At 67.1% G+C, this 12247-nt stretch carries 12 protein-coding genes; 4 read left to right on the top strand and 8 right to left on the bottom strand.

Going from position 1 to position 12247, the window contains the following annotated elements; all coding sequences use genetic code 11:
• Nucleotides 1-4: 4 nt before the first annotated feature.
• On the bottom strand, nt 5-1582 hold the full coding sequence (locus ACM1PE_RS12905; protein WP_419343485.1) for a CHASE2 domain-containing protein: 1578 nt from the start codon (nt 1580-1582) through the stop codon (nt 5-7).
• Between the two features lie 235 nt (nt 1583-1817).
• On the opposite strand from ACM1PE_RS12905, the gene ACM1PE_RS12900 reads away from it, so the two are divergent.
• Entirely contained in the window at nt 1818-3422 is a 1605-nt protein-coding gene (locus ACM1PE_RS12900; protein ID WP_059380076.1) for an ABC-F family ATPase, read from the top strand.
• Nucleotides 3423-3473: 51 nt separating this feature from the next.
• Here ACM1PE_RS12900 and ACM1PE_RS12895 read toward each other — a convergent pair whose 3' ends face one another.
• From ACM1PE_RS12895 to ACM1PE_RS12865, 7 genes are read right to left on the bottom strand one after another with little or no spacing between them, the layout of a single operon-like run.
• Nucleotides 3474-4250, bottom strand: a complete 777-nt coding sequence (locus tag ACM1PE_RS12895; protein WP_059380077.1) for an SDR family NAD(P)-dependent oxidoreductase — start codon at nt 4248-4250, stop codon at nt 3474-3476.
• Between the two features lie 17 nt (nt 4251-4267).
• Nucleotides 4268-5425, bottom strand: coding sequence for a thiolase (locus tag ACM1PE_RS12890; RefSeq protein WP_419343483.1), 1158 nt, complete (start codon nt 5423-5425; stop codon nt 4268-4270).
• Nucleotides 5422-5817, bottom strand: a complete 396-nt coding sequence (locus ACM1PE_RS12885; protein WP_280016292.1) for a Zn-ribbon domain-containing OB-fold protein — start codon at nt 5815-5817, stop codon at nt 5422-5424. Before ACM1PE_RS12885 ends, ACM1PE_RS12890 begins: the two co-directional genes overlap by 4 nt.
• Before the next feature lie 5 nt (nt 5818-5822).
• On the bottom strand, nt 5823-6605 hold the full coding sequence (locus tag ACM1PE_RS12880) for an enoyl-CoA hydratase/isomerase family protein (protein ID WP_419343482.1): 783 nt from the start codon (nt 6603-6605) through the stop codon (nt 5823-5825).
• On the bottom strand, nt 6602-7081 hold the full coding sequence (locus tag ACM1PE_RS12875) for a MaoC family dehydratase (protein ID WP_059380080.1): 480 nt from the start codon (nt 7079-7081) through the stop codon (nt 6602-6604). Before ACM1PE_RS12875 ends, ACM1PE_RS12880 begins: the two co-directional genes overlap by 4 nt.
• Before the next feature lie 10 nt (nt 7082-7091).
• Nucleotides 7092-8057 (bottom strand): Bug family tripartite tricarboxylate transporter substrate binding protein, encoded by a 966-nt coding sequence (locus tag ACM1PE_RS12870; RefSeq protein WP_059380081.1) that lies wholly within the window; start codon nt 8055-8057, stop codon nt 7092-7094.
• Nucleotides 8058-8105: 48 nt separating this feature from the next.
• Nucleotides 8106-9347, bottom strand: a complete 1242-nt coding sequence (locus tag ACM1PE_RS12865; RefSeq protein ID WP_419343481.1) for a CaiB/BaiF CoA transferase family protein — start codon at nt 9345-9347, stop codon at nt 8106-8108.
• A 275-nt stretch (nt 9348-9622) separates the two neighbouring features.
• Here ACM1PE_RS12865 and ACM1PE_RS12860 point away from each other — a divergent pair, with 275 nt between their 5' ends.
• From ACM1PE_RS12860 to ACM1PE_RS12850, 3 genes are all read left to right on the top strand, one after another.
• Nucleotides 9623-10393 (top strand): ABC transporter ATP-binding protein, encoded by a 771-nt coding sequence (locus ACM1PE_RS12860; protein WP_059380083.1) that lies wholly within the window; start codon nt 9623-9625, stop codon nt 10391-10393.
• A 73-nt stretch (nt 10394-10466) separates the two neighbouring features.
• Nucleotides 10467-11465, top strand: coding sequence for an ABC transporter substrate-binding protein (locus tag ACM1PE_RS12855; protein WP_059380084.1), 999 nt, complete (start codon nt 10467-10469; stop codon nt 11463-11465).
• Nucleotides 11462-12235: an ABC transporter permease gene (locus ACM1PE_RS12850; protein ID WP_054453964.1), complete on the top strand. Its 774-nt coding sequence runs from the start codon at nt 11462-11464 to the stop codon at nt 12233-12235. Before ACM1PE_RS12855 ends, ACM1PE_RS12850 begins: the two co-directional genes overlap by 4 nt.
• The last annotated feature ends 12 nt before the right edge of the window (nt 12236-12247 follow it).

Here is a 12247-nt window from a genome sequence, read left to right as displayed (position 1 = left end):
GTTTCTACTCCTGTTGCGGGCGGGTAGCCGATGGCTCCCGCGCGGGTGTCGGGGACGCCGGCGCGGAAGCGGCATCCGGTTTGCCAAAAAGAAAGGCGGTGGCGCGATTGGTCCAGCCGAGCCAGTGCGCGGCCAGGGCCATGATCGCCAGGTCGACGATGGGCAGAGTGCCCACGTTTAGCCAGCGCTGCGCAAGCAGCACGATGTACAGCACGATGAGCGAGGACAGGACGATGGCGGCAGCCTTGCGCAGCAGCAACAACGTTGCGACGCAGAGCTTGGATGCCAGCCAGCGCGCCAGCCACAGGCGCGCGGCGCGGTCGCGCAGCAGGGCGGACAGGCGCCCGGCCTTGGCCTTCCAGCCGCCGCCAGCGTGCGCGGCGGGCGGCAACGGCAGGGTCGGCGCGTCGGCAAACAGCCGCCATTCGGCGGGCGGGGCCAGCAGCCGGCCGCCCAGCCGCGTATTGCCGCGCAGCCATTGCGCCAGCCAATGCAGGAAATGGGCCAGCATGACGACGGGGATGCCCAGCAGCCACAGGACATTGGGCGGCCAGATCTCCCATTCGAGGGCGCGCTTGTAGTCGTCCTGATAGGTCAGCAGATTGTCGAGGGCCATGGCGTGCATGAATACGCCGGGAATGGCGTCATGCACCGGCGACAGCACGGTGTCGTTGAAGCCGCTGAGCGCGGCGCCGATCATGACGTAGCGGCCCGTGAGCATGTCGGCCAGACGGGCGCCGTCGGCATCCGGCGCGCGCAATTCGGACAGGGTCAGCGCGCGCGTGTACGGGCAGATGGGCTGGGCGGCGTTCGGGTCGCCCAGCAGGCTGCGCACATAGGACGGCAGCATTTCCACATAACCGCCGCGGGCCTGCCGGCATTCCATGCTGAAGCGGCGCTGGTTCAGGTTGTCGACGCCCCAGGTCAAGGCCATGGCGTCGCGGGTGGGCGTGATGGATACGCCGGCCGCGTCCTGGGCGATGGCCAGCGCCGCGCTGCGCGCATGTTCGCCCGACCAGAGCGGGTAGCTCCATACCAGCCGGTCCACCTTGCTGGGGGTGTAGCGCACGTCGACCATGGTGAAGCACGGCTTCTCGCCCGCGGGCGCCTCCAGGCCCGAACGCAGGCGCAGGTCGCCCTGCGCATCGGGCAGCGCGGCCAGAAACACCGGGATGTTGGCGTCGCGCAGTTCGCACAGGGCGGCGGCCAGCTCGGGCAGGGTCGGATCGTCGCGCTCGCGCCCGAAGGTGATGTCCAGGAAGATGGCCTTGGGCTTGTGGATCAGGCCGATGTTGCGCAGCCAGCGCGCATGGGTCCGGTAAGGCACGGGCCAGGCGCCTTTCTGCTGGTCCAGGGAATCGTCGTCGATCAGGACGACCGTGGTGTCGTTGCGGCGCGCAATGTCGTAATGGCCCCCGACCAGCCGGGCCTGGAGCCGGGCCGCCGCATAGGTGAGCAGGTCGGAACTGGGGGTGAGCCGGGGCGTCGCCCACAGCATCACGATCGCCACGATGGCCGCCACGATCAGCGACCGGCCATAGGAAAGCTCGACTTTCTCGGAGGAGTGGTTGGCGTCTGCCACGTAGCGGGGGAGCTGGGTTGCAACCGCCTGACGGGCCTGGCGGCGGTAGGCGCTGAGTCACCCGCAATAGTACCCCAATTAATACAAATGTTTACGTTATGACATTAAATGGCATGCTGCATTTCCAGATGCTTCAGGCGGCGCTCTGCCGCGCCTGGATGCGATTCACGGATGCTTGGTACACTATCGGGTTTCTCCGCATGCGTCCCCGGACGCCAAAAGACTCAAACATACCGTGATCTCCACCGCCAATCTCACCATCCAGTTCGGTCCCAAACCCCTTTTCGAGAACGTCAGCGTCAAGTTCGGGGAAGGCAACCGCTACGGGTTGATCGGGGCCAATGGTTCCGGCAAGTCGACCTTCATGAAGATCATCGGCGGCGACCTGGAACCCTCGGCGGGCAACGTGTCGCTGGAGCCGGGCGTGCGCCTGGGCAAGTTGCGCCAGGATCAGTTCGCGTTTGAAGACCTGCGCGTGCTGGACGTGGTCATGATGGGCCACACCGAGATGTGGGCCGCCATGTCCGAGCGCGACGCCATCTACGCCAATCCGGAAGCGACCGAAGACGACTACATGCGCGCGGCCGACCTGGAGGCCAAGTTCGCCGAGTACGACGGCTACACCGCCGAAGCCCGCGCCGGCGAACTGCTGCTGGGCCTGGAAATCGCCGTCGACCAGCACAACCTGCCCATGCGCGAAGTGGCGCCGGGCTGGAAGCTGCGCGTGCTGCTGGCGCAGGCCCTGTTCTCGAACCCGGACGTGCTGCTGCTGGACGAACCGACCAACAACCTGGACATCAATACCATCCGTTGGCTGGAGAACGTGCTCAACAGCTACCAGAGCACGATGATCATCATCAGCCACGACCGCCACTTCCTGAACCAGGTGTGCACGCACATGGCCGACGTGGACTACGGCGAGATCCGCATTTATCCGGGCAACTACGACGACTACATGCTGGCCTCGACCCAGGCCCGCGAGCGCCTGGTGGCCAACAACGCCAAGGCCAAGGAACGCGTCGCCGAATTGCAGGACTTCGTGCGCCGCTTCGCCGCCAACAAGTCCAAGTCGCGCCAGGCCACCTCGCGCCTGAAACAGATCGACCGCATCAAGGCCGACCAGGTCGTGGTCAAGCCCTCGTCGCGCCAGAACCCGTACATCCGCTTCGAGCAGAACAAGGTCATGCACCGCCTGGCGGTTACCGTCGAAAACCTGTCCAAGGCCTACGACGCGCCCGTCATCCGCAAGTTCTCGGCCATGGTCGACGCGGGCGAAAAGATCGCCATCATCGGCGCCAACGGCGTGGGTAAGACGACCCTGCTGCGCCTGCTGGCAACCGATCTGCAGCCGGATTCGGGCGAAGTGAAGTGGTCCGAAAACGCCGACCTGGGCTACATGGCGCAGGACGTGTCCGACCAGTTCCTGCAGACCGACATCAACCTGCTGGACTGGATGGGCGACCATCGCCAGCCGGGCGACGACGACCAGTCGATCCGCTCCGTGCTGGGCCGCCTGCTGTTCTCGGCGGACGATCTGCCCAAGGCGCCCAAGGTGCTGTCCGGCGGCGAAAAGAACCGCATGACCTTCGGCCGCCTGATGCTGGGCCGGCACAACGTCATGCTGCTCGACGAGCCCACCAACCACCTGGACATGGAATCGATCGAGTCGCTGCAGTTCGCGCTGGAAAAGTACGAAGGCACGCTGGTGTTCGTGTCGCACGACCGCGAGTTCGTGTCCGGCCTGGCCACGCGCGTGATCGAGATCCTGCCCTCGGGCGAGATCGTCGACTACCGCGGCGGCTACGACGACTACCTGAGCTCGCGCGGCATCGACGGCTGAGGCCGGTGCAGACCGCGGCCGGAAGACCCTGGCCGCGGTTCCGCATCCGCCTTACATGCCTATGGTCATGCCGCCATTGGCATAGAGGTGCTGTCCCGTCATGTACGAGGCGGCATCCGACAGCAGGAAGCACACCGGCCACGCCACCTCCCCAGGCTGGCCAAAGCGGCCCAGCGGGATCTGCGACAGATAGGTGTCGCGGAACTTGTCCCCCCGTATGGTCTCCGTCATGGGCGTTTCCACCACGCCGAAGCCGATGGTGTTGACGCGTATCCCATACTTGCCCCATTCGCGCGCCGCGCTCATCGTCAGGCCCAGCACGCCCGACTTGGCCGCGGCGTAGTTGATCTGGCCTATGGTGCCGCGGCGGCCCGCGTCCGAGGTGATGTTGACGATGGAGCCGCCCGGCTTGCCCGTTTCGCGCGCCGCCGCCAGCATGTGGCGGCCGACGGCCTGCAGGAACTGGAAGGATCCGGTCAGGTGCACGTCGATCACCTTTTGCCAGGCTTCCTGGGTCATTTTTTCTATCATTGCAGTGCGCGTGACGCCCGCGTTGTTTACCAGGCCGTCGACCGCGCCGTAATGCTGCGCCGCGCGCTCGACCGCCAAGGCCGCGAATGCCGGGTCCGACACGTCGCCGGCCAGGGTCAGCAGCTGGCCTTGCGGCGCCTCGCGCTCAAACGCGGCGAGCGCGTCGGCGTTCATGTCGACGGCGGTCACGCGCGCGCCCAATTGCATGGCCAATTCGCTGATGGCGCGCCCTATGCCCTGGGCGGCGCCCGTTACGATGATGCTGCGCTGGTCCAGCAGAAAAGCAGTGTGGTTCATGGTTTTCCTTGTGGAGTTCAAAGCGTTTCGGCCGTGCCCAGGATCAGCGTGGCCTGGCTGGAGAGTTCGCCGCCGTTGCCGTGCGCCAGCGCCAGGCTGGCTCCCGGCACCTGGCGCGCGCCGCCCAGGCCGGCCAGCTGCACGTAGGCTTCGACCATGGTGAACAGGCCGTACATGCCGGGATGCACGCAGGACAGGCCGCCGCCGTTGGTATTGACGGGCAGCTCGCCGCCCGGCGCGATGCGGCCGCCTTCGACGAAGGCCGCGCCTTCGCCCTTGGCGCAGAAGCCCAGGTCCTCGAGGAACAGGATGGGGTTGATGGTGAAGGCGTCGTACAGCTCCAGTACATCGATGTCCTGCGGGCGCACGCCGGCCTGGGCGAAGGCGCGCGCGCCGCTGCGCGTGGCGGCCGTCACCGTTAGGTCGGGCATGTTGGTGATCTCGCGGTGGTCGGTGGCCGCGGCCGCGCCCAGCAGGTAGGCGGGCCGGGCGCAGTGGTCGCGGGCCCGGTCGGCGCGGGTCATCACCACGGCGGCGGCGCCGTCGGTGACCAGGCAGCAGTCGCGCACGCTCAAGGGTTCGGCCACCATGCGGGCCGACAGGTACTGCGCCATGTCCAGGGGTTCGCGCATGTAGGCTTCGGGATTGAGCATGGCCCATTGGCGGGCGGCGATGGCCACCGCGCCCAGCTGTTCGCGCTTCAGGCCGTATTGGTGGCCGTAGCGCGAAGCCGCCAGCGCATACGCGCCCACCGGACGCGCCAGCCGGTAGGGCGCTTCGTTGGGGGCAGGGCGCATGGAGCTCACCAGCTTGCCCGCGCCGCTGCGCTGATTGCTGCCGTAGGCGATCAGCGCCACGTCGCATTGCCCCGCTTCCAGGGCCAGCGCGGCCCACATGGCGTGCGTCAGGAAAGACGATCCGCCGGTGCGGTTGTTCTCGGTCAGGCGCGGCGAGATGCCCAGGTACTCGGCAAAGCCCAGGCCGGACATGAAGTCATCGGGCAGGCCGATGAAGAGGCCATCGACCTGGTCCGGGCGCAGCCCCGCCTGGTCCAGTGCCGCAAGACTGGCCTGGACCGCCAGGTCCATCGAACTCATGCCCGGGGTCTGGCCGATGCCATAGGTGGCGGCGGCGACGATGGCGGACTTGCCGCGCGGGAAACGATCTTGGGTCATGCTTGCTCCGCCACGGGTTCGAACACCAGCACGCCGCATCCGGCCTCCTGGACGACGCGGGCGCGCACCCGGGCGCCGACGCGCACCTCCTGCGCCGGAATGCCGTCCACCCGTGACATCAGCCGCGGCCCTTCGTCCAGGTCTACCAGCACCACGCCGTAGGGCGCTTCGGGCGGCCGGGGATGGATGACGGTGGCGGCGTAGATGCGCCCCAGGCCGCTCGGGGCGGCCCATTCCAGATCGCGCGAGCCGCTGCGCGGCGCGGCCACGCGCGGATAGAAGAAAAATTCGCCGCTGGCGCGGTCGCGCTGCAGCATGAAACGGCCTTCATTCAGATAGGCCTCGTAGCGGGCCTGCGGGCCCGGTTCGGCGGTTTGGGTTGGCGTGGGCATGTCGTTCAGTCCCATTTGTAGGCGGGGGGCAGTTTTTCCACGAAACGCCGGGCGGCTTCGCGGTGGAAGGCGCTGTCGCGGCAGATGGCCTGGGCCATGGCTTCCTGCGTGTAGATGTCTTCGCGGCTGGACTCGAAGGTCCGGTTCATGATGGTCTTGGCCAGGCCCAGCGCCTGCGTCGGAGCGTTGTGAAAGCGTTCGGCCATGGCCAGCGCCTGTTCCAGCGGATCGCCGTCGCAAAGCGCTTGCACCAGTCCCAGTTCCAGCGCTTCCTCGGCGTCGCAGACCCGGGCCGTGAACACCAGCTCCTTGGCGCGCGCCAGGCCGACGGCGCGCGGCAACAGATACATGCCCAGCATGTCGGGCACATAGCCGAGGCGGGCGAACACCGCGCAGAAAGTGGCGCCGCGCCGCGCGATGGCGTAGTCCGCGCACAGCGCCAGTGACAAGCCGGCGCCGAAAGCCACGCCCTCCACCGCGCTGATGACGGGTTTTTCCAGGTCCACCAACGCGTCGTACCACTGGTGGATCTTGCGGATGCGCGCGCGCCCCTCGAAGGCGTCCAGGCTCTGGGCGTGCGCCTGCGCGATGGACTTGATGTCGCCGCCGGCGCAGAAATGCCCGCCCGATCCCGTCAGGATGACGGCCTTGATGCCGTCATCCTCGCGCAGTTCCGGGAGGGCGCGCGCGAACGCCTCGCGCATTTCCAGGCTGAGCGCGTTGCGCTGGTCGGGGCGGTCCATGGCCAGCACGGCGGTGGCGCCGTGGCGGGTGATCTTCAGTGTCATGCCTGCTCCTTGCCTGTGTGATAGGCGATCTGCGTGAGCCAGCGCGCGACCAGCGCGGGCCTTTGCTCGCCGTCGATATCGATGCGCACGTCCCACGCCAGCCGGGCCTGGCCGTCCGGCAGTTCGTCGACGGAAGTCAGCGCAAACGCGCCGCGCACGCGAGCGCCGGCCTTGACCGCCTGGGTGAAGCGCACGCGGTCAAAACCGTAGTTCACCGCCAGCCTGCGGTTCGGAAAGCGCATCGCCGACGCATACAGGCTGGGCAGCAGCGAGAGCGTCAGCAAGCCGTGGGCGATGGCCGCGCCGTAGGGCGATTCGGCCTGCGCGCGCTGCGGGTCCATATGGATCCACTGCGTGTCGCCGGTGGCCAGGCCGAAGCGGTTGATGGTGTCCTGGTCGACCGTCTGCCAGGGAGTCAGCGCGGGAGGCTGTCCGGAGAAGGCGCGCAGCGCCTCGATGGAGTCCAAGGTGATCATGGCGGCCTCTTTACTGGGCCTTCAGGCCCAGGTCGCGGGCGACCGGCAGCCAGCGGTCGCGCTCGGCCTGGACGAAGGCGGCGAACACCTGGGCGTTGCCCGGCATGGCCACGGCTCCAATACTGGTGAGCTTGCGCTGCAGTTCCGGCTGCGCGAGCGCCTGGTTGACGCCGCGGTTCATCTGGTCGACCACGGCGGCCTGCGTGCCGGCGGGCGCAACCAGGCCGAACCAGGCGCTGGCATCGATGCCGGGATAGCCCAGTTCGCCGGCGGTAGGCACGTCGGGCAGGCCGGCGAAGCGCTTGTCGTCGAGCACGGCGAAGGGGCGGATCTTGCCAGCCTGCGCCTGCGTCATGCTGGAGGGCAGGGCGTCGAACATCATGTCGGTGCTGCTGCCCATCAGGCCGACGATGGCGGGCGCGCTGCCCTGGTACGGCACGTGCGTGACCTGGAAGCCCAACTTGCTGACGGCGTATTCGCCGGCAAGATAGGTGATATTGCCGGTGCCGGCGGAGCCCATGGTCAGCTTGCCGGGGGATTGCTTGCCCAGGGCTATCAAGGCCTTGACGTCGCGCGCCGGCAGGTCATGACGGACCACCAGCAAGAGCGGTGATTTGGCCATGCCCGAGACCGGGACGAAGTCCTTGGCCGGGTCGTAGGTCATCTTCGCGTAGAGCGCCTGGTTCACCACCAGCGGGGCGTTGGAGCCGACGAAGAAGGTCTTGCCGTCGGGCTTGGCGCGGGCGACGTAATCGGCGGCGATCATGCCGGCCGCGCCGGGCTTGTTCTCCACGATGATGGTCGCGCCGCCGCCCTTGCTCATTTCCTGCGCCACCAGGCGCGCGATCTGGTCGGCGGCGCCGCCCGGCGGGTAAGGCACGATGAAGCGGACGGGCGCATCCTGGGCCGATGCGGGGGCGGCCACAAGGGCAGCCAGGGTCAAGGCGCCGCAGACTGCGGCGGTGGTGATGCGCATGGTGGTGTCTCCTGGGTTGTTGTCGTGGCCGCCTGCCCGGCGGCTGGGTCAGATGATTCCGCGGCCTTTCAGCTCCGCGATGCGGGTCTGGTCCAGGCCTAGCCGTTCGCTTAGCACGTCGTCGGTGTGCTGGCCCAGGGTGGGGGCGGCGCGGCCGTAGCGGATGGGCGTGTCGCGCATGCGGATGGGATTGGCCACGGCCGGGGTGTCCACGCCGGCGGCATGGGGCAGCGAGAGCCGCATGCCGCGATGGCGCACGTGCGGATCCTGGAATACCTGTTCGATGTTGTAGATGGGCCCGCAGGGCACGTTCGCCGCCTGCAGTATCTGCACCCATTCCTGCATGGTGCGCGCCAGCATCGCCTCGGCGATCGGGGGTATCAGCGTGTCGCGGTTCCGGTTGCGCCCGCCGGCCGTGGCGTAGCGTTCGTCGGCGGCCAGGTCGGCGCGGCCGATGGCGCCGCAGAGAGCGCGGTACTGGCCGTCGTTGCCGACCGCGACGATGACCGAGCCTTCCTTGCAGGCGAACACCTGGTACGGAACCATGTTGGAATGGGCATTGCCCATGCGCTGGGGCACCCGCCCGGACAGGAAATAATTGATGGCCTGGTAGGACGAGATCGTGATCACGCAGTCCAGCAGCGACATGTCGATGTACTGCCCGACGCCGCTGACGTGGCGGTGCTCGACCGCGGCAAGAATCGCCGTGCTGGCGTAGACGCCGGTCAGCAGATCCGTGATGGCGATGCCGGATTTCATCGGCTCGCCGGCGGGGTCGCCGGTGATGCTCATCAACCCACCCATGCCCTGGAACACGAAGTCGTAACCCGGCAGCGGCGCGTAGGGTCCGTCCTGGCCGAAGCCGGTGATCGAGCAATAGATCAGGCGCGGATTGATGGCGCGCAGGCTGTCGTAGTCCAGTCCATAGCGCGCCAGCGTGCCGACCTTGTAGTTCTCGACCAGCACGTCGGAGTCCTTCGCCAGTTCCGCGATGAGCGCCTGGCCTTCGGCCGTGGCGATGTCCACGGTAATGGACCGCTTGCCGCGATTGGCGCTCAGGAAGTAGGACGAGTCCCGGGTCTCCGCGCCGTCGGCGCCGGTCAGGAATGGAGGCCCCCAGCCGCGCGTGTCGTCGCCGTGCGCGGGACGCTCCACCTTGATGACGTCCGCGCCCATGTCGGCCAGCGTCTGCGTCGCCCATGGGCCGGCCAGCACGCGCGTCAGGTCCAGGATCTTCAGATGGGATAGCGCGCCGCGCGGTTGCGCGGCGGCGGTGTTGTCTCGCTCCATGTCGCTCCGATCGGGGTGGGCCCCGTTATGTCCGGGATCCACCTTAATGACCGGAGGGGCGTGGGTCCAATATCGTTTTTCGCGTTATCGATTCGAATTGAGTATCGTCGGCGGAATCAGGGCGGCCGTTTAGCGCTTGTAGCCAGTCGCGGCAGAATGCCGTGGATGGGTTCTTTATTACGAAAAGAAGTTAAGACATTCAATATTGATAGTTTGGATTCATATAACGAATTGTTAGATTGGAGGCTCGTTTTTGGCCTGCCACGATACGTTCCATGAATCTGACCTTCGACCATGTCCACAAGCACTTCGGCGAACTGCCGGTGGTGGACGGCTTTACCAGCGAAATCAAGACCGGTGAACTGGTCGCCCTGGTAGGCCCGTCGGGCTGCGGCAAGTCGACCTTGCTGCATCTGGCGGCCGGCCTGGAAAAGCCCACCGAAGGCAGCGTCCTGGCCGACGGCAAGGCGGTCGCCGGCCCCCATCCCAGCCGTACCCTGGTGTTCCAGGAGCACGCGCTGTACCCCTGGCTGACGCTGGAGGACAACGTGGCGCTGGCGCTGGAATTCCAGAACACGCCCAAATCCCGCGCCCGCGAAGCCGCGCGCCAGTGGCTGGCGCGCGTCAGCCTGGCCGGCTTCGAACACTATTACCCCCATCAGGTGTCCGGCGGCATGCGCCAACGCGCCGCCCTGGCGCGTGCCTTCATCGCGCAGCCGCAGACCATGCTGATGGACGAGCCCTTCGGCGCGCTGGACGCGCTGACCCGCCTGAGCCTGCAGGATGTGCTGCGCCAGCTCATCGCCCAGGAAAAGCCCACCGTGCTGCTGGTGACCCACGACGTGGACGAGGCCTTGTTCCTGGCCGACCGCATCATCGTCTTCAGCCCGCGCCCGGCCCGCGTGCTGCGCGAGTTCAATCTCGCGCACCGCGAAAAGACCCATGACCTGTCCGGCCTGGCGGCCGAGAAGCGCGAGATCCTGCGCCTGCTCGGCATCGCGGTGGACGGTTCCGGCGAACACGCCGACCTGGCCCTGGCGGCCTGACCCCCCGGATCTCTGGATTCTTGCTGGCGGCGCGTGCGCGCCGGCCGGCTCTGCATACCTTGGAGCACTTCCCATGAAACTGAAGCAATGGCTGTCCCTGCCGCTGGCCGCGGCGCTGCTGGCGGCGGCCCCCGCGATGGCGGCCGAGAAATTCCGCGTGGGCTATCTGCGCGTGATGGACGATGCGCAAGCCATCGTCGCGCAAGAGGGCGGCTATTACAAAAAGGCCGGCCTGGATTCCGAACTGATCGAGTTCAAGTCGGGCACCGACCTGATCAAGGCGATTGTCGGCGGCCAGCTGGACATTGGCGTGCTGGGCTTCACCAACGCGGTGGCCTGGGCTTCCAAGGGCGCGGACCTGAAGGTGGTGGGCGGTGCGCAGCAGGGCTACCACTCGCTGATCGTGCGTGAAGACTCCGGCATCAAGGACATCGCGGGGCTGAAGGGCAAGACCCTGGCTTCCCAGGCCGAAGGCAGCACCGCCGACGTGGTCCTGAAGGGAGTGGTGCTCAAGCAGGGCAACCTGGGCGCGGACGACGTCAACGTCATGGGCGTAAGCCCGGCCGTGGCGGTCCAGTCGCTGGTGGGCAAGCGCGTGGACGCGGCCTTCCTGTTCGAACCCTACGACCGCATTGCGCAGCTGGTGGCGCCGGTCAAGCAGATCTATGAAGTCGGTCAGGCCTGGCCGTTCCCGTGCATGGTGGTGATCACCTCCGGCGAAACGCTGGCCAAGCGCAAGGACGACGTCTGGAAGGCGCTGGATGCGCAGAACCAGGCCATCCAGCTGCTGCAGAAGGAACCCGCGCAGGCTTCCAAGCTGATCGCGTCGTACTTCATCGCCGAGCCCACCTTGAAGACCTTGACCCGTGGCGAGCTGCCGCGCGAAACCGTCATCGCCGAGGCCATCGGCACGCAGGTCTTCACGCCCAAGCTGACCGACAAGGACACCCGCCGCATGCAGGAAATCGCCGACATCCTGCAGGCCCAGGGTTCGCTGAAGACGCGCGACGGCAAGCCGTATGACGTCTCCAGCATCGTCGACCTGTCCTGGCAAGAGGCTCGCAAGCTTTGAGCGCATCTACCCGAGTCACCGGCGCCCGCAAACACTTCGCGGGTGTTCTGGGCGTGTTGTTCATCCTGGCCTTGTGGCAACTGGCGGCGTTCGCGCTGCCGGACTTCCTGATGCCGGGCGTGCCCGCCGTGGTCGAGCGCTTGGTCGAAGACCTGGGCAAGCAGTCCTTCCACCAGAGCCTCTTGGGCACGCTGGGACGGCTGGGCGCGGGCTACGGCCTGGCGCTGGCGGCCGGCATCGGCTTCGGCCTGGTGGCGGCGGTGCTGTTCTTCTTTCGCGAAGTGCTGCGCAGCGCCATCGTCATCCTGCAGTCGATTCCGTCGATCGCCTGGGTGCCGCTGTTCCTGATCGTGATGGGCTTCGGCAATACGCCGATCATCGTGGTGGTGGCCCTGTCGGCCTTCTTCCCGGCCGCGCTCAGCGTCATGAACGCCACCGAATCCGTGCAGCGCGTGCACGTGTCGGCGGCGCGCGTGATGGGCGCCACGCGCTGGGGCCTGGTCAAGCGGGTCTACCTGCCGGCCGTCATGCCCGAGCTCATCACCGGTGCGCAGCTCGCCTTCGGCAATGCCTGGCGCGCGCTGATCTCGGCGGAAATGCTGATCGGCTTCGGCAAGGGGCTGGGCCGTTCGCTGGCCTATTCTGGCGAAATCGCCGACATGACCGGCGTCATGACCAACATCCTGGTCATTGCCGTGCTGGCCGCGCTGATCGATCAGTTCGTGCTTGAAAACCTCAAGCACCGCCTGCTGCGCTATCAGTACGTTTAAGGGCGACAGGAG

Source organism: Achromobacter sp. PD1 (genome assembly GCF_048541815.1).
In the GTDB taxonomy this organism is placed as follows: domain Bacteria; phylum Pseudomonadota; class Gammaproteobacteria; order Burkholderiales; family Burkholderiaceae_B; genus Achromobacter; species Achromobacter bronchisepticus_A.
The sequence above is the reverse complement of the archived record's forward strand: the minus strand, read 5'-3'. Positions and strand labels throughout refer to the sequence as shown.